At 65.6% G+C, this 21,781-nt stretch carries 23 protein-coding genes; 11 read left to right on the top strand and 12 right to left on the bottom strand.

What is annotated here, in order from left to right:
* Positions 1–105: 105 nt before the first annotated feature.
* Positions 106–1,431 (top strand): MFS transporter, encoded by a 1,326-nt coding sequence (locus CH273_RS12830; RefSeq protein ID WP_032395845.1) that lies wholly within the window; start codon positions 106–108, stop codon positions 1,429–1,431.
* Here the strand turns inward: CH273_RS12830 and CH273_RS12825 are convergent.
* Positions 1,412–2,611 carry a GNAT family N-acetyltransferase gene (locus tag CH273_RS12825; RefSeq protein ID WP_032395844.1) on the bottom strand — a complete coding sequence of 400 codons (1,200 nt, stop codon included), beginning with the start codon at positions 2,609–2,611 and terminating at the stop codon, positions 1,412–1,414. The genes CH273_RS12830 and CH273_RS12825 overlap by 20 nt on opposite strands.
* Positions 2,612–2,728: 117 nt before the next feature.
* Here CH273_RS12825 and CH273_RS12820 point away from each other — a divergent pair, with 117 nt between their 5' ends.
* Both CH273_RS12820 and CH273_RS12815 read left to right on the top strand, forming a co-directional pair.
* On the top strand, positions 2,729–3,532 hold the full coding sequence (locus CH273_RS12820; RefSeq protein WP_032395843.1) for a TrmH family RNA methyltransferase: 804 nt from the start codon (positions 2,729–2,731) through the stop codon (positions 3,530–3,532).
* Complete coding sequence (locus tag CH273_RS12815) at positions 3,529–3,798, top strand: DUF2537 domain-containing protein (protein ID WP_032395842.1); 270 nt, start codon at positions 3,529–3,531, stop codon at positions 3,796–3,798. The genes CH273_RS12820 and CH273_RS12815 overlap by 4 nt, the downstream gene beginning before the upstream one ends.
* Positions 3,799–3,831: 33 nt before the next feature.
* On the opposite strand, the gene CH273_RS12810 is transcribed toward CH273_RS12815, so the two are convergent.
* The 5 genes from CH273_RS12810 to CH273_RS12790 form a co-directional block, all read right to left on the bottom strand.
* Positions 3,832–4,584, bottom strand: a complete 753-nt coding sequence (locus CH273_RS12810) for a DUF6928 family protein (RefSeq protein WP_045196604.1) — start codon at positions 4,582–4,584, stop codon at positions 3,832–3,834.
* 93 nt (positions 4,585–4,677) lie between these two features.
* A complete protein-coding gene (gene sepH, locus CH273_RS12805; RefSeq protein WP_032395841.1) occupies positions 4,678–5,574 on the bottom strand; it encodes a septation protein SepH in 897 nt (298 codons plus the stop codon).
* A gap of 112 nt (positions 5,575–5,686) precedes the next feature.
* Positions 5,687–6,358, bottom strand: a complete 672-nt coding sequence (locus CH273_RS12800) for a rhomboid-like protein (protein WP_032395840.1) — start codon at positions 6,356–6,358, stop codon at positions 5,687–5,689.
* Between the two features lie 231 nt (positions 6,359–6,589).
* Positions 6,590–7,711 (bottom strand): phosphoserine transaminase, encoded by a 1,122-nt coding sequence (serC, locus tag CH273_RS12795; RefSeq protein WP_032395839.1) that lies wholly within the window; start codon positions 7,709–7,711, stop codon positions 6,590–6,592.
* A 69-nt stretch (positions 7,712–7,780) separates the two neighbouring features.
* Positions 7,781–8,899, bottom strand: a complete 1,119-nt coding sequence (locus CH273_RS12790; protein WP_032395838.1) for a citrate synthase 2 — start codon at positions 8,897–8,899, stop codon at positions 7,781–7,783.
* 135 nt (positions 8,900–9,034) lie between these two features.
* Between CH273_RS12790 and pdxH the strand changes: the two genes are divergently transcribed.
* From pdxH to CH273_RS12765, 5 genes are all read left to right on the top strand, one after another.
* Complete coding sequence (pdxH, locus tag CH273_RS12785) at positions 9,035–9,652, top strand: pyridoxamine 5'-phosphate oxidase (protein WP_032396276.1); 618 nt, start codon at positions 9,035–9,037, stop codon at positions 9,650–9,652.
* The gene (locus tag CH273_RS12780) at positions 9,649–10,941 is read left to right on the top strand and encodes an MFS transporter (RefSeq protein WP_032395837.1); all 1,293 of its coding nucleotides are present in this window, start codon (positions 9,649–9,651) and stop codon (positions 10,939–10,941) included. Before pdxH ends, CH273_RS12780 begins: the two co-directional genes overlap by 4 nt.
* A complete protein-coding gene (locus tag CH273_RS12775; RefSeq protein ID WP_032395836.1) occupies positions 10,925–11,854 on the top strand; it encodes an aldose 1-epimerase family protein in 930 nt (309 codons plus the stop codon). The genes CH273_RS12780 and CH273_RS12775 overlap by 17 nt, the downstream gene beginning before the upstream one ends.
* Entirely contained in the window at positions 11,851–12,822 is a 972-nt protein-coding gene (locus CH273_RS12770; protein ID WP_032395835.1) for a carbohydrate kinase family protein, read from the top strand. The genes CH273_RS12775 and CH273_RS12770 overlap by 4 nt, the downstream gene beginning before the upstream one ends.
* Before the next feature lie 70 nt (positions 12,823–12,892).
* Positions 12,893–14,191 (top strand): citrate synthase, encoded by a 1,299-nt coding sequence (locus tag CH273_RS12765; protein ID WP_032395834.1) that lies wholly within the window; start codon positions 12,893–12,895, stop codon positions 14,189–14,191.
* Positions 14,192–14,367: 176 nt separating this feature from the next.
* Here CH273_RS12765 and CH273_RS12760 read toward each other — a convergent pair whose 3' ends face one another.
* Entirely contained in the window at positions 14,368–15,168 is an 801-nt protein-coding gene (locus CH273_RS12760; protein WP_230596820.1) for a carbon-nitrogen hydrolase family protein, read from the bottom strand.
* A gap of 46 nt (positions 15,169–15,214) precedes the next feature.
* On the opposite strand from CH273_RS12760, the gene CH273_RS12755 reads away from it, so the two are divergent.
* Positions 15,215–15,856, top strand: a complete 642-nt coding sequence (locus tag CH273_RS12755; protein ID WP_032395833.1) for a GntR family transcriptional regulator — start codon at positions 15,215–15,217, stop codon at positions 15,854–15,856.
* Here the strand turns inward: CH273_RS12755 and CH273_RS12750 are convergent.
* Positions 15,828–17,177: an MFS transporter gene (locus tag CH273_RS12750; RefSeq protein WP_032395832.1), complete on the bottom strand. Its 1,350-nt coding sequence runs from the start codon at positions 17,175–17,177 to the stop codon at positions 15,828–15,830. The genes CH273_RS12755 and CH273_RS12750 overlap by 29 nt on opposite strands.
* Before the next feature lie 130 nt (positions 17,178–17,307).
* Here CH273_RS12750 and CH273_RS12745 point away from each other — a divergent pair, with 130 nt between their 5' ends.
* Both CH273_RS12745 and CH273_RS12740 read left to right on the top strand, forming a co-directional pair.
* A complete protein-coding gene (locus tag CH273_RS12745; protein ID WP_032395831.1) occupies positions 17,308–17,982 on the top strand; it encodes a DUF2848 domain-containing protein in 675 nt (224 codons plus the stop codon).
* 85 nt (positions 17,983–18,067) lie between these two features.
* A complete protein-coding gene (locus tag CH273_RS12740) occupies positions 18,068–18,427 on the top strand; it encodes an FKBP-type peptidyl-prolyl cis-trans isomerase (protein WP_032377394.1) in 360 nt (119 codons plus the stop codon).
* 22 nt (positions 18,428–18,449) lie between these two features.
* On the opposite strand, the gene CH273_RS12735 is transcribed toward CH273_RS12740, so the two are convergent.
* From CH273_RS12735 to CH273_RS12720, 4 genes are all read right to left on the bottom strand, one after another.
* Positions 18,450–19,472: an isopenicillin N synthase family dioxygenase gene (locus tag CH273_RS12735; protein ID WP_032395830.1), complete on the bottom strand. Its 1,023-nt coding sequence runs from the start codon at positions 19,470–19,472 to the stop codon at positions 18,450–18,452.
* Between the two features lie 62 nt (positions 19,473–19,534).
* A complete protein-coding gene (locus tag CH273_RS12730) occupies positions 19,535–20,836 on the bottom strand; it encodes a sensor histidine kinase (RefSeq protein ID WP_179272723.1) in 1,302 nt (433 codons plus the stop codon).
* Positions 20,833–21,561, bottom strand: a complete 729-nt coding sequence (locus tag CH273_RS12725; RefSeq protein ID WP_032395829.1) for a response regulator transcription factor — start codon at positions 21,559–21,561, stop codon at positions 20,833–20,835. Before CH273_RS12725 ends, CH273_RS12730 begins: the two co-directional genes overlap by 4 nt.
* Positions 21,562–21,571: 10 nt before the next feature.
* Positions 21,572–21,778, bottom strand: coding sequence for a hypothetical protein (locus tag CH273_RS12720; protein ID WP_032395828.1), 207 nt, complete (start codon positions 21,776–21,778; stop codon positions 21,572–21,574).
* Between the last annotated feature and the right edge of the window lie 3 nt (positions 21,779–21,781).

The raw sequence follows: 21,781 nt of genomic DNA, 5'->3' as shown, positions 1-21,781 counted from the left end.
GTCATGGTCCGGCCATGACAAAAGTCATGAGCGCGCTTGTGGGCGACGGCGGTTCTGTCGCTCGAACGGCGAGCGGTAGGGCCGCGGGCCGGGTACCTTCGGCTCGTGAATCGCACCGAGTCGGCGAGCCCCGGCCGTCGTACGCAGATCCGCGTCATTCTGGCCGGTTCGGTGCCGAACCTGGTGCAGTGGTTCAACCTGTACCTCTACGCGACGTTCGCACCGTACTTTCGGACCGAGTTCTTCGATCCGGCCTCGACGAATTCGCTCGTGTACGTCTACGGACTGTTCGCACTGACCTTCGTCGTACGCCCACTCGGCTCGTGGTTGTTCGGCAGGCTCGCGGACGTGCGGGGCCGGCAGTTCGCGCTCGTCGCGGCGGTCGCGCTGATGTCGGCCGGATCTGTTGCCCTTGCGGTCACTCCGACGGTCCACGACATCGGTGTCTGGGCGGCGGTGATCCTCGCGGTCGTGAGCATCGTGCAGGGCATCGCAACCGGTGGCGAGTACGCGGCGGCGACGGTGTTGCTCTCCGAATCGGGCACGCGCGGACACCGGGGATTCTTCGCCTCGTTCCAGGCCGCGACCATCGTCGGCGGTCTCGTGCTCGCGCAAGCCTGTCTGCTCGTGCTCCTCGCGGGTACGGATCGCGCGGCAATTTCCGAATGGGGCTTTCGTCTCGCGTTCGCCGCGGGCGGCGCGGCGGGCCTGGCGTCGCTGTGGTGGGCGCGTGGGCTCGATCGCGAGCCCCGTGCACCGGGAGCGCCGCGGGCGGACCGAGACGCCACGATGGGGGCGCTCTTTCGCGATCACCGGCGTCCGCTCGTCTGGGTGTTCTTGCTGACCGCGGGAGGGAGTGCGGCGTTCTACACCTACACGGTCACCGTTCCCTCGATCGTTCGCGAGACGTTCTTCGCCGCGGACGGTGCCAGGGGCGAGCTCACCGCGACCGGCCTCGTGCTCGCGGCCTTCGTGGTGTTGATGGTGCTGCAGCCGGTCGGCGGCGCACTGAGCGACCGCATCGGGAGAAAGCCTCTTCTCGTCACGTTCGGGGCACTGGGCATACCGGCCACCGGCGCACTGGTGCTGGCCACCGACCGGCTGACGTCTCCGCCTGCGGTGTTCGTCATCCTGGTGAGCGCATTCGCCGTTCTCACCTGTTATCTGTCGGTGAACGGCATCGCCAAGGCCGAAGTGTTCCCCGCTCACATTCGTGCCCTCGGCGTCGGCTTCGGGTATGCCGTGGCGAACTCCCTGTTCGGGGGGACGGCACCGTTGATCTACCACGCCACCAGCGGCCGTGGCAGCACCGACTTCGTCGTCTACACGACGGTGCTGCTCTCGGTGACGCTCTGCGCAGCCCTGTGGATGCGGGGTGGCTCGGCCACCGCGCTCGATGCGTCGACCGGTCCTAGAAACCCCAGCCCATGACGGCCGGGCGCGCAGTTCCGAACGTCAGGTCGAGTGCGTGCAGCGACGCGTCGTTGCGGGCGGTGAGGCGGTTGGCCGCGGCGAACAAGCGGGCCCGATGGGTGCCGAAGTAGATGCTGGCGAGCACGTCGATGTCGAGTTCGATGTCCGGTTCCGATTCCACCCGGGTGCAGGTGGCGCGGCCGTCGGTCACGGTCAGCGAGTAGGTGCCGCCCGCATCGAGGAAGGGATCTCGCACAGCAATGATCAGCGAGGTGTCGAGCGCGTAGGTGCGTGCCTCCAAAGCTGCCTCGACGTGCATGATGCGGCCCCACAGAGCGTCGTGGTGAGCCGTGAACTTCGGTAGCCGATTGTTGGTCAGCAGGAACGGCAGCGCTTCGTCCCGTGCCTGCCGTACCTCGATGGTGTCGACCAGGTCCACGCCGACGAGGATCTGCCACAGCGCGGCGTACGCGTCGTCGGTCACCGCGATGAATTCCTCCACCACCACTCGGCTCGGGTTGCGGCCGCGTCGGTAGGCGACGTATCCGTCGGGGTGAACGACGAAGAACAGTGCCGTCAGTCCGCCGCGCCGGTTCTCGCGGTCGGCGAAGAACCGCTCCCAGCGGATCGGCGGCTTGGGCTGCGCGCCAGCGGTCTGCTGCTGCCAGCGGTGGTAGATGTCGGGGAGCAGTTCGGTGGCCTCGGCCGATTCGATCAGCCGGACGCCGGTGGCCGGGGGAGCGTCCTTGCGGAACTGCGCGAATCGACGATCGATCGAGACGCTGATCTCCTCGGTCACCGGCCCGTAGCCGAAGCGTCCGTAGATCGTCGCCTCGCTGGCCGTGAGCAGCGAGAGCGGTGCGCCCGCGTCGTTCAGGGCGCGGTGCTGCTGGGTGAACATCGATCGCAGGATGCCGCGTCGACGATGCGTCGGCGCGACCGAGACCCAGGAGACTCCGGACGCCTCGACCTGCGCACCACCGGGAACGGTGACCGACATCGGGAAGTGCATGGCCACACCCACCGGGGTCTCGCCGTCCCAGGCCAGGTACACGTGCTCGGACTGGGTCAGGATCTGTGTCTCGGCCAGGTCCTCGGCGTTCTGGTGCTCGCCGAACGCGTGGGCGTCGAGCAGCGCGACGGCATCCCAGTCGTCGTCGGTGGCGGTGCGGATGGTGATCGATTCGTCGGTAGTCATCGGACTTTACTTTTCCATACAGGAGTGGAGCCCGCGGAACGACCCGAAAAATCTGCCGTACGGAAGCAGGCCTTCGCCGAGGGAGTCTCGAAATCGGCCGGGTGACAAGATGAGCACGTGGTGCATGTACTCGACATCGACGACCCCTCGGACCCGCGACTGGACGATTTTCGCGATCTCAACTCGTCGGATCGGCGACCCGACCTGCCCGAGGGCAAGGGTCTGGTGATCGCCGAGGGTGTGTTGGTGGCGCAGCGGCTGCTGACCTCGCGGTTTCCGATGATCAGCCTGCTGGGCGTGGATCGACGGCTCGACGCCTTGCGCGACGATCTCGTCGATTCGGACGTTCCGTTCTACCGGACGTCCGCGGAGGTGATGGCCGAGGTCGTCGGCTTCCACCTCAATCGTGGTGTGTTGGCCGCGGCGAACAGGCCGCCGGCACTCGATCTCGACGAGGTGTTGGACGGTGCCAGGACGGTGGCGATTCTCGAGGGCGTCAACGATCACGAGAATCTCGGGTCGATGTTCCGCAACGCGGCGGGCCTCGGGGTCGATGCCGTTCTGTTCGGGGCCGCATGTGCTGATCCGCTCTATCGTCGTTCGGTGCGAGTGTCGATGGGACATGTGCTGCGGGTGCCGTTCGCCAAGGTGCCCGAGTGGCCCCGTGGCCTCGATCGTGTTCGCGCGCACGGGTTTCAGCTGATCTCGTTGACGCCCAACCCGGCGGCGGTGTCGTTGGCGACGGCGATGACGGGGGAGAAGGTTGCCCTGCTGCTGGGTGCCGAGGGGCCGGGTCTGACCGAACATGCCATGCGAGCAACGGACATTCGCGCGCGGATTCCGATGGCCCCTGGCACCGATTCGCTGAACGTGGCGACGGCCGCGGCGATGGGGTTCTACGAACGCGTGCGCCTGACGTGAACGACCACGACCCGAGCGTCCGCTGGACCGGAGTCCCGATCGCCGTCATCTCGGCGGCGCTGGTGGGTGTGGCACTGACGACGTTCGGTCTGGAGCTGGCCAGAATTCATCCACTGCTCGCACTCGGTCTGAACATCATCGTCGTCGCGGGTGCAGCTCCGACGGTCATGCGGTGGCTCGCGATACCGGTGTGGCGCTGGGCGGTGTACGGAGCCGGTATCGGTTCCATCCTCAGCTTCGTGGCACTGGCGGCGCTGGCGTTCTGACGTTCGCGGGCACCCAGGACGGCCCTGCCGCATCTACTTGCGCGAGAACCAACGCTTCTTCGGACGCGGTGCCTGTTCGTCGGGGGCGTCGGGCATCGGTTCCTGTGCGCCACGGCCGTTCGCACTCCGGTTCGGTGGCGGCGGCTCCTGTCCGGGAACGTACATCGTGAAGCCGCAGACCGGCAGGGTGTCGGGATCGAATTCGTCCGCGTGCGGCGCGCCGGTGTAGCGGAATCCGAGCCACTCGGCGTTGGCCGCCTCGGCGAATTCCTGTGGGTGGAACGGCAGCGATTGTGGATCCGGCATCACTCCGGGCGGATAGATCAGCGGATGCTCACCGGCCCAGAACGAGCGCTCCCACACCAGTGGCAGGCCCGCGTCCTCGTAGATGTACACCGGGGTGGCGCTGAACGATCGGCGGAATTCACCGCGCTCCCAGTACGCGAACGCACCCCAGGCGTGCTGGGGATCCGAGGCGACGAGGTAGGTGTGTTCGGACGCCAGAGGGCGGGTGAAGGATTCGGGAAGCGTCGACGGTGTCGGCACCGACAGGTTCGATCCGCAGACCACGGTGACGCCGGGGTAGCAACCGATGAAGACGTGATCGTCGTCCACGCCTGCCGATGTCGATATCGGACCCTGTCCGAGGGGCACTGCCGTCAGGTGGGGGTACAGACGTCCGACGAGTGCGCTCGCAGCATTCCAGTCCGAGGTGGTGGCTTCTCGAAGTACCGAAATGGGATCCGGTGCGTCCACGTACCAGATCGTTGATGCTTTGGCCCCCACTACCGGCACCTCTCTCTCCGTAAGCTCCGTCGAAAGCCTACGGTGTGAGCGTCGGCAATCTGTCACCGAGCGGCAAATCGGCCATCGAAGAGATCAGTTGTGCCCGCTGCTGCGAACGCCGAGCAGCACGTCCTCCCACGACGGCATGGCCGGCTTGCCGCGCTTGTCCTTGCCGCCGGTGTGACCGGCGGCAGGCTTGGGTGCGGGCCTCGGCTCCCTGGCCACCGGTTCGCGTGGCTGCTCGGGCTCGGGAGTCGGCGCATCGTCCACCTCGACCTCGATGGTCTCGGCGTCGAGTTCGCTGTCGGCGGTGGTGCCGTAGTACTCGTCGAAGCTCTGCTGCGAGGCCTGATCGTCATCCTCGGCGGACGTCAGTGCGCGCACCGGTGCGAGGCCGCGCAGTTGGCGTCCGAAGTCGGGATCGATCAGTTCGTGGGCGGTGTCGTCGAGCGGCGCGATGGTGCCGCCGTGGCCGTCGGGCAGGAACTGCCAGTGCGCCTTGTTGGTGGTGCGGCCCGCCTGCCACTTCAGCTGTGCGACCCACTTGTTGTCCTCGTCGCGCCAGGCGTCCCACTCCGCGTCGTCGAGGTTGTGCCCGCGAGCACGGAAGGCGAGGGTGACGATCTCGAGCAGGGTCTGCACGGCCGGGCCGTCGTGGCGCAGCGGATGACCGGCCTGGGCCATCGACGCGGCCTGCGAACGTTCGAGCAGCACCGGGTGAGCGAACACCTCGACGCGACTGATGGCCATTCCGGAGTCGGCGGCAACCTGTTCGATGGTCGCTCCGCTGCGGATGCGGGCCTGAATTTCTTTCGGCCGAAGCAAGCTGTCCATTTCGATCTCAATCTGTCCTAGTCGAGCGATGTCACCGCGTGAGGCCGCGCGGAGCTTGTCGTCGGCTGGAAGCCGGAATCTGTCGCCGGTCTTGGGATCTGCGCACACGACGAACTTTCCGTCGGCCTCGAGACCCACCACACGTAAGTCTCGCACCTTGACCTCCTCATCGCGCCGGCTCGCGATACCGTCGAGTTCGAGCCTAGTTCACCTGCCGTATTCGGCGGGTGTTCGACACGCATCGCTTCTGCCGACGATCGTTTCCCTGTCAGAGGGTAGACAGCTGCGGGCTCGGCTGCACCCATTCGGTCGATCTTGCGTCGATTGCTTTGTGCGACAACGCCGATGCGTCCCTGCGCAGGTAGAGGGCACCCAAGCCGAAACCGATGGTCAGGGCAATCGCGTGCCCGACGGCGGTGAAGGACGGATCCGACACTCCACTGATCGTGACGACGCCGATCCACAGTGCGGCCCAGCCGACACGCCACGGCATCGGCAGGTACCGGATCATCGACCCTGCGACCGCTGCTGCCGCGTAGCTGACACCGACGTCGACGGCCATCGCCAGCGAGTCCGCGAGCCAGTCGTTGTGAATACCGATGAGCAGGCCGACTGCCACCAGAGCAGTGGCACCGACATGTCCGGCGCCGAAGGTGAGAAGGAAGCGTCGCCAGCCGGAGACCCATTCGGCGACGGCGAACAGCACGGCGACCGCGGCCAACCACAGCCAGTTCACCCGACCCTCGGTGAGAAAAACGCTCGTGACGATAGTGGCGAGGTGACCGTCGGTCAGATTGTGCAGGTTGGTACTCGCCGCATGCAGCACGTGCCAGCGATCGTGCGGCCCGATCTGGCCGAGCGCTACCGTGCCTGCCACCGTGAGGGTGCAGTAGACCAGTGTCACGCGGATCCGCAGCGCGACGGTGAGGAGCCTGAGCATACGAGCGCTCCCTCCGAGGTCGTTACGCTTGCTTACTTGATAGCAAGTGTAGGCCTCGAAGGGAGCGCCGGAGCTGTGAGCTTGCTGGGAATGGTCGTTCCGCAGGCTCCACTCCTGCCCTGGGAATGGTCGTTCCGCAGGCTCCACTCCTGCCCTGGGAATGGTCGTTCCGCAGGCTCCACTCCTGCCCTGGGAATGGTCGTTGCGCAGGCTCCACTCCTGCCCTGCCAACTAGCTCAGCGTGGACACGACCCAGTCGATGCTCTTGGTCAGTGCGGTGATGTCGTCCGGCTCGATGGCCGGGAACATACCGACACGCAACTGGTTGCGGCCGAGCTTGCGGTACGGCTCGGTGTCGACGACGCCGTTGGCGCGCAGGATCTTCGCAACCTGGGCTGCGTCGACCTTCTCGTCGAAGTCGATGGTGCCGACGACCTGGCTGCGGTGATCCGGGTTCGTGACGAACGGCGTTGCGAATTCGCTGTTCTCGGCCCAGTCGTACAGGCGTGAGGACGAATCGGCGGTGCGCTTGGTGGCCCAGTCGAGGCCGCCCTGCGAATTGAGCCATTCGATCTGATCGGCGAAGAGCAACAGTGTCGCCACGGCCGGGGTGTTGTACGTCTGGTTCTTGCTGCTGTTGTCGACGGCGATCGGCAGTGACAGGAAGTCCGGGACCCACCGATCCGTGGCGGCGATCTCGCTGACGCGCTCGAGCGCGGCGGGGCTCATCAGCGCGACCCACAGGCCACCGTCGGCGGCGAAGCACTTCTGCGGAGCGAAGTAGTAGACGTCCGAGTCGGCCACGTTGACCGGGAGACCGCCTGCGCCGGAGGTGGCGTCGATCGCGATGAGGGCGTTCTCGGAGCCGGCCGGACGGCTGACCGGAATGGCCACGCCCGTCGAGGTCTCGTTGTGCGCCCAGCCGATCAGGTCGACGGACGGGTCGGAGGTGGGCTCGGGCGCGCTGCCCGGCTCTGCTTTGACGACGATCGGATCACCGATGAACGGGTTGTTCTTGGCCACCGAGGCGAACTTCGAGCTGAACTCGCCGTTGGTCAGGTGCAGCGACTTCTCGCGAATCAGGCCGAATGCAGCAGCGTCCCAGAATGCGGTGGTGCCGCCGTTGCCGAGCACGACCTCGTAGCCCTCGGGGAGGGAGAACAGATCCTTCAAACCACTGCGCACACGTCCGACGACGTCCTTGACGGGCTTCTGGCGATGGCTGGTGCCGAACACGGAAGCGCCGACATCGACCAGGGATTGCAGCTGCTCGGGGCGAACCTTGGACGGGCCACAGCCGAAGCGTCCGTCGGCGGGCAGGAGATCGGCGGGAATGATCGGCAATTCGGCCATGGAGTAGCGCGTCCTAGCGTCGATGGAATATGGCCCTTACAGGGTAGTCGGGTGCCATACCAGCTTCGACTACCGGATCAGGTCCCAGCCTTCGACGGACTCGGGTGACCGCGGTTCGGGGCCGGTGTAGAGGGCAGCGGGTCGGACGAGCTTGCCCAGGCGCTTCTGCTCCAGGATGTGCGCGCACCAGCCCGCGGTACGTCCACAGGTGAACATGGCGGGCATCATGTGCGCCGGTACCTCGGCGAAGTCGAGGATCACCGCGGCCCAGAATTCGACGTTGGTTTCGATGGCTCGATCGGGGCGGCGTTCGCGCAGTTCGGTCAGCGCCGCCTGCTCGAGTGCTGCGGCGACCTCGTAGCGCGGTGCGTTCAGTCTCTTCGCCGTGGCGCGCAGTACACGGGCGCGTGGGTCCTCGGCGCGGTAGACGCGGTGCCCGAAGCCCATGAGCTTCTCTTTGCGGTCCAGGATTCCGGTGATCAGAGCGCGTGCGTCGCCGGTCTTCTCGACCTCTTCGATCATCGGCAGGACGCGGGCGGGTGCGCCGCCGTGCAGCGGTCCGGACATCGCACCGATGGCACCGGACAGGCAGGCGGCGACGTCTGCCCCGGTGGAGGCGATGACGCGTGCGGTGAACGTCGAGGCGTTCATGCCGTGCTCTGCAGCCGAGACCCAGTATGCGTCGATGGCGGCGACGTGAGCGGGATCCGGTTCGCCCTTCCACCGGACCATGAATCGCTCGGTGACGGTTGCGGCCTGATCGATGCGGGTCTGCGGAACTGCGGGCTGGTAGATACCGCGAGCGGACTGGGCGACGTAGGACAGGGCCATCACCGACGCGCGGGCGAGGTTGTCGCGAGCGGTGGAGTCGTCGATGTCGAGTATCGGCTGGTATCCCCAGATCGGAGCGAGCATCGCCAGACCCGCCTGGACGTCGACACGGACGTCGCCGGTGTGGATCGGCAGCGGGAAGGGTTCGGCCGGCGGGAGTCCTCGTCCGAACTCACCGTCGACGAGCAGGGCCCAGACATCACCGAACGTTACGTTCTGTGCGACGAGTTCCTCGATGTCGACGCCGCGGTAGCGCAATGCGCCGCCGTCCTTGTCGGGCTCGGCGATGTCGGAGGTGAACGCGACGACACCTTCGAGACCGGGGACGAAATCCTCGGGAACTCGTTGAACAGCCATGGCCTGTGGACTCCCTCGTCGCAACTGCACCCGGCTCTGCGCCGCATCCGGGCGTACTTCGTCAGAACCATAGCCGGGATCGACGCGGGAGTAGCGTCTGGGCTTGTGTCTGCAGATGAACAGCGCCTGGCGAACATGCGGGTGGACTACGGAGAGCCCGAGGACCTGGACGTCGATGCTCTGGCGGGCGGGTGGTGTTCGCTGGCGCAGCAGTGGTTGTCCGACGCAATAGCCGCGAATCTGCCCGAGCCCAACGCCATCGTGTTGGGGACGGTCGACGAGTCGGGTAGACCCGCCACCCGCACCGTGTTGTGCAAGGACTTCGACGCGTCCGGTGTGGTCTTCTACACCAACTACGACTCGGACAAGGGCCGTGCGCTCACCGCGACGCCGTATGCGTCGATCACGTTCCCGTGGATCGGAATTGCCCGCCAACTCACCGTCCGCGGCCCGGTGGTCAAGGTCGATGCCGAGACCACCGAGGCGTATTGGCGCACGCGGCCCCGGGGCTCCCAGCTGGGGGCATGGGCGTCCGAGCAGTCGCGACCGGTCGGCTCGCGGGAGGATCTGGCTGCGCGACTGTCCGAGGTCACCGCGACGTTCGACGGAATCGACGTGCCGGTTCCGCCGAACTGGGGCGGTTTTCGCGTCGAGCCGGAGACGGTCGAGTTCTGGCAGGGCCGAACGAGCCGCATGCACAACCGAATTCGCCTGACGGTGGCAAGCGGTGTGATCGAGCGTCTGCAGCCGTGAGCCGATTGCGCGGCATTCTTGCCGATACGACTCCGCTGAAGACTCCGTCCTACAAGCGGTTGTGGCTCGCGAACATCGTCACCGTCATCGGTGCCCAACTGTCCATTGTTGCTGTGCCGCAACAGGTTTTCCAGATCACACTGAGCTCGGCCTACGTGGGCCTCACCGGTGTGTTCGCGTTGGTGCCGCTCATCGTCTTCGGCCTGTGGGGTGGGGCGTTGGCCGACGTGATGGACCGCCGCACCCTCTTGATGATCACCACCTGCGGCCTGATCGGTACGTCGGCGCTCTTCTGGTTGCAAGCGTTTCTCGACCTGAACAACGTGTGGATCATCCTGGTGCTGTTGGCCGTTCAGCAGGCATTTTTCGCGGTGAACCAGCCGACGCGCAGCGCGATTCTCCCGCGGATCCTGCCTGCCGAGCAGTTGCCGGCCGCGAATTCGCTGAACATGACGGTGATGAACTTCGGTGCCATCGCCGGACCGCTCAGCGCAGGCATCCTCATCTACTACATCGGACTCGAGACCCTCTATCTGATCGACACCGTCGCACTGTTCGCCACCCTGTGGGCGGTGATCCGGCTGCCGGGGATTCCGCCGGCGAAGTCGGGGCAGCGCGCCGGATTGCGTTCGGTGTTCGACGGTTTCGCCTACCTCGCGACGCAGAAGGTGCTGCTGGCCTCGTTCGTCGTCGACATCATCGCGATGGTGTTCGGTATGCCCCGCGCGCTGTTCCCGCAGATCGCGCACGAGAGCTTCGGCGATCCCGCGTCGGGCGGTCCGGTGCTCGGCATGCTGTTCGCCGCGATGTCCGCGGGCGCGGTGGTGGGAGGCGTGTTCTCCGGCTGGTTGCCCCGAGTACGCAGGCAGGGGCTGGCGGTGCTCATCTGCATCGTCGTGTGGGGCGCGGCGATGATCGGCTTCGGTCTGGCCGTCGGCGCGGCCACCGACGGGGCCACCACTGTCGCCCTGTGGTTCGCGTTGGCGTTCCTGGCCCTCGGCGGTGGAGCCGACATGATCTCGGCGGCGTTCCGCAGCACGATGCTCCAACAGGTCGCGACCGACGAGATGCGCGGTCGACTGCAGGGTGTGTTCATCGTCGTCGTCGCGGGAGGTCCGCGCATCGGCGACGTACTGCACGGCGCAGCGGCCGCATCCGTCGGTACGGCGGCTGCTGCTGCAGGCGGCGGGGTTCTTGTCGTCATCGGCGTCTCGATCGCCGCGCTGGCTCTTCCTGCATTCATTCGGTATCGCGTGGGTGCGGTGGTGAAGAATGTCTCTCATGGCTGACGCGCAGACGTACTCGTTGACGAGCGGCAAGTATCGGGCAGACATCGCTGCCGTCGGAGCGGGCCTTCGGGCGCTCGAATACGACGGCGCAGCGCTCACCGAGACGTGGGAGGCGGGCTCGAAGCCGCCGTTGTCGGCGGGGCTGGTGTTGGCCCCGTGGCCCAATCGGACGGCCGATGGGACGTTCACCTTCGAAGGCGTCGAGCATCGGATGGAGATCTCCGAGCCGGCTCGCAACAACGCCAGTCACGGGTTCGTTCGACGCGTGGCGTGGACTCTCGTGGAGCACACCGACTCTCGCGTCGAGCAGAGCGTGGACATCGGAACGCATCAGGGTTGGCCGTTCTCGATCACGGTGACCGTGGTGCACGAGCTGTCGGCGGACGGTCTCACCGTCACCGCGTCGGCGAAGAACACCGGTGACTCGCCCGCGCCGTACGGGATGGGCTTTCACACCTTCGTCCGGGTGGGGGACGTGCCGCTCGACGAGTGCACCCTCGAGCTGTCCGCGGGAACCCGGCTGCCGCTCGATCCGGTACGCAATCTGCCCGTGGGCAACTCGGTGCCGACGGCCGATACCGAGTACGACTTCCGGCAGCCGAGAGCCCTGGAGGGCGTGCAGCTGGACACTCCGTTCAGCGCCTCGTTGCCCGAGGCCGACGGCCGAGCGAACCACGTACTGCGCGGCCCGGACGGCACTGCGACGGTGTTGTGGACCGACAGCAGCTTCGGATGGGTGCAGGTGTTCACTGCCGATCCCGCCAACGATCAGGCATATCCCGAGCGCGGCCGGGCGTTGGCGATCGAGCCGATGACGTGCCCGCCCGATGCGCTGAACTCCGAAATCGATCTGATCGTGCTCGATCCGGGACGAACCTGGTCCGGCACCTGGGGAATGAGGTACGAGAAGTGACCATTCTGGTGTGCGGCGAGGCGTTGGTCGATCTGGTCCCGGTGCACGAGGGGCCGCTGCTCTCGCCGAAACTCGGCGGCGGGCCGTTCAACGTCGCCGTCGCGATCGGTCGACTGGGTTCGCCCGTCGCGTATCTCTCGCGGATCTCCCGCGACCCGTTCGGCGAGCAGATCCTGGCGAGTCTGCGCGACGCGGGTGTGGACACCACGTGGGTGCAGCGCGGCGACGAGCCGACGACCTTGGCGATGACCACCCTCGCCGACGACGGCAGTGCCGAGTATTCGTTCTACGCCGACGGCACCGCCGATCGTCTCGTTGCCGATCCCGGCGATCTGCCCGACGAGATCAGCGTGCTCTCGTTCGGCACGTTGTCACTGCTCTACGAACCCGGGGCGTCGATGTACGCGGGCCTGCTGCACCGCGCCAGGGCGGCGGGCAAGCTCACGATGCTCGACCCCAACATCCGGCCTGCCGCGATCGACAGCACCAGCGGAGACATCACCGCCGACGGGTTCCGCGACCGTTTCCGTTCGTGGTTGCCCAGCATCGACATCCTCAAGGTCTCCGAGGACGACTCGCATTGGTTGGGGCTCGGAACCCAGGGCACGACGGTGGACGACTGGCTCGCGTCGGGTGTCACCGCAGTGGTCATGACCCGCGGCGGCAACGGAATCTCGGTCTTCACCGCAGCCGAGGAGACGTCGGGTACAGGAATTGTCACAGCCGAGGAGATCTCGGTACCGGGAGTTGCGGTCGACGTCGTCGACACCATCGGCGCAGGTGACACCGTGCACGGGGCTCTGCTCAGCTTTCTGGAGAAGGAGAGCATTATCACATCGAACGCGGTGAAAGAGATGAGCAAGCAAGATTGGCGGGAAGCGCTCGATTTCGCCGCGAAAGCAGCGGCAATCACGGTTTCTCGACCCGGTGCCGACCCTCCGTGGGCGTCCGAGGCGTCGAGAGACTAGTTTCACTATCGACGTTAGAACTGTCCGCTTCAAGTACGTGTCCGTTACACGAGTTCGAGAGGGACCATTCGTGCCCGCTGAGAATGATGCCAAAGCCACCCTCACCTATCCCGGTGGCGAATACTCCATGTCGATTGCCGAGGCCTCCGAAGGCAACAACGGCATCGAGCTGGGAAAGTTGCTGGCCACCACCGGCTACACGACGTTGGACGGCGGGTTCGTCAACACCGCGTCGACCAAGTCGGCCATCACCTACATCGACGGTGACGCAGGCATCCTGCGCTACCGCGGATACCCGATCGAACAGCTTGCGGGCAAGTCTTCGTTCATCGAGGTCAGCTACCTGCTGATCTACGGGGAGCTGCCGTCCGAGGCTCAGCTCGAGAAGTTCACCGACAAGATCCGTCGGCACACTCTGCTGCACGAGGACCTCAAGCGGTTCTTCGACGGGTTTCCGCGCAACGCTCACCCGATGCCGGTGCTGTCGAGTGCCGTCAACGCGCTGTCGGCGTACTACCAGGACTCGCTCGACCCCAACGACCCGGAGCAGGTCGAGCTGTCGACCATCCGTCTGCTGGCCAAGTTGCCGACCATCGCGGCGTACGCCTACAAGAAGTCCGTCGGTCAGCCGTTCCTGTACCCGGACAACTCGAAGAGCCTGGTCGAGAACTTCCTGCGTCTGACGTTCGGCTTCCCGGCCGAGCCGTACGAGGTGGATCCCGAGATCGTCAAGGCACTCGACATGCTGCTCATCCTGCATGCCGACCACGAGCAGAACTGCTCCACCTCGACGGTGCGTCTCGTCGGATCCTCGCAGGCCAACCTGTTCACCTCGATCTCCGGCGGCATCAACGCGCTCTGGGGCCCGCTGCACGGCGGAGCCAACCAGGCCGTGCTCGAGATGCTGGACAAGATCAAGGCCGAGGGCGGCGACGCCACCGACTTCCTGCGTCGGGTCAAGAACAAGGAAGACGGCGTCAAGCTCATGGGCTTCGGGCACCGCGTGTACAAGAACTTCGATCCGCGCGCGACGCTGGTCAAGGAAACTGCGCACACGATCCTCGGCAAGCTCGGCAACGGCGACGAACTGCTCGAGATCGCTCTCAAGCTCGAGGAGACCGCGCTGACCGACGACTACTTCGTCGAGCGCAAGCTCTACCCCAACGTCGACTTCTACACCGGCCTGATCTACCGCGCGATGGGCTTCCCGCCGCGCATGTTCACGGTGTTGTTCGCGATGGGCCGTCTCCCGGGCTGGATCGCGCACTGGCGCGAGCAGAACGAGGACACGACCGGCAAGATCGGCCGTCCGCGCCAGATCTACACCGGCTACACCGAGCGCGACTACCAGGACGTCGGCTCCCGCTAGCTCCCGCTGTACAACGACGCCGCCGGCTCCCCTCGGGAGCCGGCGGCGTCGTCGTTGGTCCTGCCGAGTTCGCGGTTCTGCAGCCAAAATGGCTAGTTCCTCGATATAACTGCGAACTCGAAGTTAGGGACGAGATTCGGCGGATTTTCATCCCTGACTTCGAGTTCGCGGGCCCGTCAGGCGTCGAAGTGCTTGCGGTTCTCCAACACCGGCAGAGTCTTGCGCACGGCGTCGACCAGTCCTGTGTCGATGTCGATGGTCAGCATGCCCGGTGTCGCGTCGAGCTGACCGAGAATCTCGCCGGTGGGGGAGCAGACGATGCTGTGTCCCACGCCCAACGGCGCATTACCCTCGGCGGCAGCGGGTTCGGCTTGGTCGCAGGCTGCGATGAAGGTGGTCGAGTCCAACGCGCGTGCGCGAGCGAGCAGGGTCCATTGCTCGACCTTGCCGTCACCCGATCCCCACGACGCGGGAACCACGACGACCTCTGCTCCGAGGTCGCCGAGTTTCTGGAACAGCGAGGGGAATCGGATGTCGTAGCAGGTCGCGAAGCCCACTCGAACTCCGGCGATGTCCACCACGAGCGGGTCCGAACCCGGTGCGACGGTGTCGGATTCGGCGAATCCGAATGCGTCGAACAGGTGGATCTTGTCGTAGCTCGCGTCGATGCCGGGCCCGGTGACGAGCAGGGTGTTCGTCACCCTGTCGTCCGGGGCTGGAGTGAACATTCCGGCCACGACGGTGATGCCGGCGTCGGAGGCGATGGAGCGCACGGCGTTCGCCCACTCGCCGTCGAGAGGCTCCGCGATTTTCCTGATGGGTCCGCCGAAGCATCGCATGGTCGCCTCCGGAAACACCACGAGGTCCGAACCGGCGTGTGCGGCGGCACGGGCGTGGGTGGCGACGAGTTCGAGGTTTTCGGTGGGGTGTTCGCCACTGGTGATCTGGGCCAGGCTGATGCGGATAGTCGAGCTCACGGTCTGACTCCTGGTTTCGTCGGGGGAAGACAGGTATACATATCGTATGCAACCACTGTCGGGGAGGGACAAGGCATATCTGTTCGTACGCGATCAGGTGTTGTCGTCACCGGCGGCCACCGGCACGTTTCTCAACGAACAGGAGCTCGCGACGCGTATCGGAGTGTCGCGGACGCCGGTGCGTGAGGCGCTGCTGATGTTGCAGTCCGAGGGACTGGTCGAGATGGTGCCCAAGCGCGGCGCGCATGTGCCGGCCATGTCCGGACGGCAGATCGCCGAACTGATGGATCTGCGCGGCGTTCTCGAACGGCATGCGGCCACTCGTGCGCTGCGCGCCGGGGACGCTCCGATCGCGGCGATGCAGCATGCGCTCGAACAGCAGGAATTGCTGATGAACTCCGACAGCGCCGATGCGCCGAAGGAGTTCATCGACTGGGACGGCACCTTCCATCAGAGTTTGATCGATTCGGCGGGCAGCGATCTCCTCTCCCGCACCTACGCGGGTCTGCGTGCTCGGCAGCTGCGGGTCGGTCTGAGCGCTCTGTTCACCGCGGCCAACCGGCAGCACCGCGTGTGCGCCGAGCACCAGGCCATCATCGACGCACTGAGTGTCGGCGACGAGGGCCTGGTGCACGGGAAGATCGACGCTCACCTCGAGGTCACACTTCAGACTCTGCTGCGCGCGTAGCCTTTTCGTGTTCCTGATTCAGTAGCACGTAGTGCTCGTCCTCGGTGGGGTCGGGGTTGCGTCCCAGTGCCAGGCCGACCAGTGTCACCGCGCCGACGATGACGATGTATCCGGCGATCGGTACCCAACTGTCGGTCTTGTCGAGCAGGTACACGAAGATCAGCGGTGCCATCGCTCCACCGAACACTCCGGCGATCGTGTACGCCAACGAGCTGCCGGTCGAGCGGAGTCGAACGCTGAATTGCTCGGTGACGAAGGCGGCCTGCGGTCCGTACATGAACGAGTGGAACGCCAGGCCGACGACGACGCCGAGGATCAGCAGCGGTAGGGATCCACCGCCGATGACGAGGAAGAAGATTGCGCTCCAGGCAACGCCGCCCACGGCCGCGACGCCGTAGACCAGGCGTCGGTTGATGCGGTCGGAGACCGCTCCGGCCAGCGGGATCAAGCCGAGTTGGCAGGCCGATCCGACCAGAATTGCCGTCAACACCTCGCTGCGCTCGAAGCCCAGTTTCTGAGTTCCGTAGGTGATCGAGAAGACCGTGAACAGTGCGTAGATGACGTCGGGTGCGACGCGGGACATGATGCCTGCCACCAGTGGTCGCAGTTCCGTCTTGAACACTTCGCTGATCGGGGCTTCCGAGCGATCGCCGCTCTCCTGAAGTGCTTTGAACACCGGGGTGTCCTCGAGCTTCAAGCGGATCCACAGACCGAAACCGACGAGAACGGCCGAGAACAGGAATGCAACACGCCAGCCCCAGGACTCGAACTGCTGGTCGGTGAGCGACAGAGTCAGGATTGCCAGTGCGCCGTTGGCGAGCAGGTTGCCCGCCGGTGGTCCGATCTGCGCTGCGGAGGACCAGAAGCCGCGCTTGCGGGGATCGCCGTATTCGCTGGAGAGCAGAACGGCTCCGCCCCACTCGCCGCCGACGGCAACGCCCTGGCAGAAGCGCATGGTGACGAGGATGATCGGGGCCGCGATGCCGATGGTGTCGTATCCGGGGATCAGACCGATGGCGAACGTCGTGACGCCGATCAGCAGCAGGGTGATGACGAGAAGTTGTTTTCGGCCGATGACGTCGCCGAGTCGACCGAAGACGAATCCACCTACTGGACGGGCGATGTATCCGACCGCGTAGGTCGAGAAGGCAAGCAATGTGCCGGTCAGCGGATCGCTGTCGGGGAAGAAGACCAGCGGGAACACCAGCGCTGCTGCGGCCGAGTAGACGGCGAAGTCGTACCACTCCAACGCCGTTCCGGTCAGGCTGGCGGCAAAGGCCTTGGCCAGGCCTTTTCTATCCACCGAAACTGGTTCGGTCATGACGACTCCTTTGTGTGCCTGGGATCACTCTATCCGTTGTACGTGCTCCATACTTGCTGTATACAAGACGTATGCGCAAGGCTTTGGGCGCATCGGAAACAATTAATTTACGAGGAGAGGGTCCTTACTGATGCTCACATTCACGTTGCCCGACGGCACGACCGAGTCGGTAGAAGTGACCGCGCTGCTCAATGCGGGCTATGCCGGTCGCAACCAGGAAGAGGTGGCGTCGCACATCGCAGAGTTGGCCGAACTGGGCGTGCCGGCTCCCACGGTTACCCCGGCGCTGTACCCCATATCGCCGTATCTGGCGCAGCAGACCGATTCCGTCGCCGTTCAACACGGACGCACCTCGGGCGAGGCCGAATGGGCTCTGGTGATCCTGGGCGAGACCATCGACGACGTGCTGCTCACGGTCGCATGCGACCACACCGACCGTGACCTGGAAGTGCACAGCGTTGCATGGAGCAAGAACGCCGCCCCCGACGTGCTCGGTACCGGTGCGTGGCGGTTGAGCGAGGTGGCCGACCGACTGGACGAGATCACCTTGACCGGTTGGGCCGACGGAGTTCTCATCCAGTCCGGAACTCTCGGTGATCTTCTCGCTCCGCAGTACTGGCTCGACGTACTCACCGAGCGCGGTCTGTTCGCGCGTGGAACGGTCTTGATCTCGGGCACCATCTCGATGCATCACGGGGTGAATCAGTTCTCCGACGCGTGGAAGGTCGAGATGGCCGACCCCGCAACCGGCAACACGCTGACCTGCGAATACCAGACGAATTTGATGCCAGCTCCGATCGGTTGACCATCACGACGTAAAGTCGAGGTTGAATATGCCCAGAGCTTCACAGCCGGCGTCGGCGGGCCGGCATCAACCGCAGGAGACTTCAGTGACGAAGCCAGTGATCGAATTTCAGGCCGGACCAGCACCATTGGACCTGGTGACGGTCGACCTCGTCGAGGGTGACGGCGCAGAGGCAGTCGCAGGCGGCACCGTGGAGGTGCATTACGTCGGAGTCGAGTTCGATTCGGGCGAAGAGTTCGACTCGTCCTGGAACCGCGGCGAATCCATCCAGTTCCCGTTGCGCGGACTCATTCAGGGTTGGCAGGACGGCATCCCCGGAATGAAGGTCGGCGGACGCCGTCAGCTCACCATTCCGCCGGAGCTCGCCTACGGCCCCGCCGGCGCAGGTCACCGCCTGTCCGGCAAGACGCTCGTGTTCGTCATCGACCTGCTCGACGTCAAATAACTGCACTCGAAGCACCCGCAGGTCAGGTGACGGCGCTGCGTACCCGCTCGGCCTCGCGGGTTGCCGAGGTGTTGGCCTTTCCCCCTCGGGAACCCGCGAGCTTGGCGGCAATGTGCTGGGCTACCGTCACCGGTTCGTACCGGGCCACGTCACCGGGCTCGATGCACGACGGCAACGGCGCGATCACCGCGTCGAGGTTGCCGTCGTGGAAGAAAGCGGCAGAGCGCCTGCGCTGAATCGTTCCGTCGGCAATCGGCGGACGCACGCGATGCAGCGTCGACACCCAGCGATCGTTGGTCAGTCGGGCCGTCAGATCACCCAGGTTCACCAGCATCGCTCCCTCGACGGGTTGCACATCGTGCCACCGTCGGTCGATGCCGAGAACCTGCAGACCGGGCACTCGATCGGCCCACAGCACCGTCACCAATCCGTAGTCGGTGTGCTCGCTCATCCCGGTGAGCTCGGTGTCCGGCACACGCAGGCCGGGGTCCAGCGCGTAGTTGTTCATCCGCAGGGTGTCGAGCGAGCGATCGGTGATGTCGGAGAACACGGTCGGGGCCACACCGAGTGCGTCGGCGAACACGGTGGTCAGCGTCCGAGCCACACGCGCTGCCTCGGCGAAGTACCGTTCGACGGCGCACTGGAACCCCGCGCACTCGGGCCAGATGTTCGCCTCGCCCGTCCCGACGTTGAAGGCCTCGAACCAGTCGTTCGTGCCCGACGCCGATTCGACTCCCAGGCTCAGGCTCAGTGATTCGCTCTTCGGAGCGGTGTACCCGCGGTTGCGTTCGGGTGGGCAGATGTAGGCCCGCTTCGCCGCCGGTTCGAGTCCGAAGAACGAATCCATCGCCGACGCCAGTCCGGTCACGGTGTCCTCGGGGATCCCGTGTCCGAGAATCTGCATGAAACCGACTGTGCTGCAAGCGTAATCGATGTCCGACGCGACGCTGCGCCGGGCGGTCCCGTCGGCCGCCGCGGTGGCACCGTCCAGAACGTACGGCGAGATGTCGATGGTGGGGACGAAGAAGTCCGACGACGTGTGCATGGGTACATGATCCTCGGATCGGATGGACCCGCAGGTTTCCCCCGCGTAAAGACTGCCGTACTTCAGCTGTCCTGCAGCTCCAGCACCAATCTCGCTCCGCCCAATGGACTGTCGGTGAACCAGGCCCGCCCGCCGTGCAATTGGGCTTGCTGAGCCACCAGCGCCAGGCCGAGTCCCGAGCCGCCCTTGGCCGCTCGGGTGCCGCGCTCGAATCGGCCGAAGACCGTCTCGCGTTCATCGAGGGGAACGCCGGATCCGTTGTCGTCGACCAGGACGCGTACCGTCGTGCCCTCGCGCTCGGCGGTGATGACGATCGACGTCGCGTCGCCGTGCCGAACGGCGTTTCCGATCACGTTGTCGACGGCCAGCCGAAGGCCGGTCGGCAGGGCGCGCATCGTGATCTCGCAGTCGGGGGCGGACTCGACCCGTATGTCGAGGCCCGGATGCAGTCGCTGCGCATCCTGGGCCGCAACGTCGCAGATGTCGATGATGTCGGTCTCGACTCTGTCGGCCTCGCTGGACAATTCACCCGACGCCAGTCGCTCCAAGGCTGTCAGCGTCGTCTCCACTCGTCCCTGTGTCCGTTCGAGGTCGCCCAGAATCTCCTGCTGCTGCGCGCGCTCGAGATCGAGGGTTCTGAGCACCTCGATGTCCGTGCGCATCGCGGTCAGCGGGGTGCGGAGCTCGTGCGCGGAGACGGCCGCGAAATCGCGGGCAGTGTCGAGCGCAGCGTTGGTGCGTTCCTGAGCCTCGTTCAGCCTGGTCAGCATGCCCCCGATGGCGACGGCGAGTTCGTCGGCTTCGGTGACGCCCGTGCGGGTTTCGGGAGCGGTCGGTGGCTGGGCACTGACCTGACGGGTCAACGTCACCAGCGGTCTCACGGCCCGTCCACCGAAGAGCCAACCCAGGCCCGTGGACACGGCGATCGCGGCCAGTCCCAACAGGAGTACCTGCTTCTGTTGCTCGTCGGTCACTTGTTGAGCTTCGATGGCGGGCACACCGATCGAGATGGAGATGGACGAGACAACGGTCGATACTGCCGTGTAGACCCGGAACCGTTGACCGTCCACGTCGACGGTCTGGGATCCGGCCGCCAGCGCAGGCAGCCGCGTCGGGGTCGATGCGACCACGATGTCGCCGCTGCGAATCGTGACGGCGAACGCTCCGGACAGCTGATCGATGAAGGCCTCCAACGTCGACGAGTTCGGGACCAGCACCTGCGAGGCCGTCGTCAGACGTTCGTCGAGCTGATTGACGTTGTTGCGGGAGATGGCGACCGAGGTGACCACCGCGAGGGCGGCCACCACCAGGGTGGCTCCGAGAGCGGTGGCCGCGGCCACTCGGGCGCGCAGCGAGAAGCTCATGCGGCGTCCCGGACGACGAAGCCGACCCCGCGGACCGTGTGCAGGATGCGCGGCGACCCGTCGGCCTCGAGTTTGCGTCGGAGATATCCGACGAACACGTCGACGACGTTGGTGTCGGCAACGAAGTCGTAGCCCCAGACCAGTTCGAGCAGTCGTTCACGTGTGAGAACGACGCCCTTGTTGCGAGCCAGGATCGCCAGCAACTCGAATTCGCGCTTGGTCAGGTCGATGTCGGCTCCGCCGCGGTGGACGCGATAACCGGGGATGTCGACCACCAGGGTGCCGATCGCGACGGCCGAGTTCGGTGCTCCCGAATCTGCCACCGGCACAACCGGACCGGTGCCGCGACGACGCAGCATGGCTCGGATCCGAGCGACGAGCTCGGCCAACACGAACGGTTTGGTGAGGTAGTCGTCGGCACCGGATTCGAGTCCGGCGATGCGATCGTCGACCGAGCTGCGGGCACTGAGTACGCAGATCGGGATGTCGTTTCCCATGGCGCGCAACGCGGTCACCACGCTGGCACCGTCGAGCACCGGCATGTTGATGTCGAGCACGATGGCGTGGGGCATCGATCGCGACACGACGCCGAGCGCCTCCGCGCCGTCCGACGCGGTGATGACGGTGAACCCGGACAGGCGCAGGCCGCGTTGCAGTGACGACAACACGTCTGCGTCGTCGTCGACGACGAGAACGGTGGCGGGGGTGCTCGGCGATTCGGTCACCGGACCAATGCTATGCAACCCAGCTGTCGACGGTGGTGCGGCGTTCCTCGGGCGTCTTGGCGAAGAAGTCTTCGAGGGCACTGCGGCGGCCGGTGTCGGCATCGAGCGACCAGGCCAGTGCGGGTGCCTTTGCGTAGAGCTGCTCGTAGTACTTCTCGAAGGTGCAGGTGCTGTCGATCAGGGAGAGTGCACCGGGGAAGGGGCGTGTGTTCGTCATGAT

Origin of the sequence: Rhodococcus sp. 05-339-2 (assembly GCF_002258965.1) — a bacterium.
Classification (GTDB): domain Bacteria; phylum Actinomycetota; class Actinomycetes; order Mycobacteriales; family Mycobacteriaceae; genus Rhodococcoides.
This window is presented reverse-complemented; position numbering and strand designations above follow the sequence as displayed.

Coding starts and splice junctions, on each gene's coding strand:
- CH273_RS12775 (WP_032395836.1), top strand. CDS start 10,925: ATGTCTCTCATGGCTGACGCGCAGACGTACTCGTTGACGAGCGGCAAG.
- CH273_RS12825 (WP_032395844.1), bottom strand. CDS start 2,611: ATGACTACCGACGAATCGATCACCATCCGCACCGCCACCGACGACGAC.
- CH273_RS12755 (WP_032395833.1), top strand. CDS start 15,215: ATGCAACCACTGTCGGGGAGGGACAAGGCATATCTGTTCGTACGCGAT.
- CH273_RS12735 (WP_032395830.1), bottom strand. CDS start 19,472: ATGCACACGTCGTCGGACTTCTTCGTCCCCACCATCGACATCTCGCCG.
- CH273_RS12720 (WP_032395828.1), bottom strand. CDS start 21,778: ATGACGAACACACGCCCCTTCCCCGGTGCACTCTCCCTGATCGACAGC.
- serC (WP_032395839.1), bottom strand. CDS start 7,711: ATGGCCGAATTGCCGATCATTCCCGCCGATCTCCTGCCCGCCGACGGA.
- pdxH (WP_032396276.1), top strand. CDS start 9,035: ATGCGGGTGGACTACGGAGAGCCCGAGGACCTGGACGTCGATGCTCTG.
- CH273_RS12750 (WP_032395832.1), bottom strand. CDS start 17,177: ATGACCGAACCAGTTTCGGTGGATAGAAAAGGCCTGGCCAAGGCCTTT.
- CH273_RS12730 (WP_179272723.1), bottom strand. CDS start 20,836: ATGAGCTTCTCGCTGCGCGCCCGAGTGGCCGCGGCCACCGCTCTCGGA.
- CH273_RS12790 (WP_032395838.1), bottom strand. CDS start 8,899: ATGGCTGTTCAACGAGTTCCCGAGGATTTCGTCCCCGGTCTCGAAGGT.
- CH273_RS12745 (WP_032395831.1), top strand. CDS start 17,308: ATGCTCACATTCACGTTGCCCGACGGCACGACCGAGTCGGTAGAAGTG.
- CH273_RS12800 (WP_032395840.1), bottom strand. CDS start 6,358: ATGCTCAGGCTCCTCACCGTCGCGCTGCGGATCCGCGTGACACTGGTC.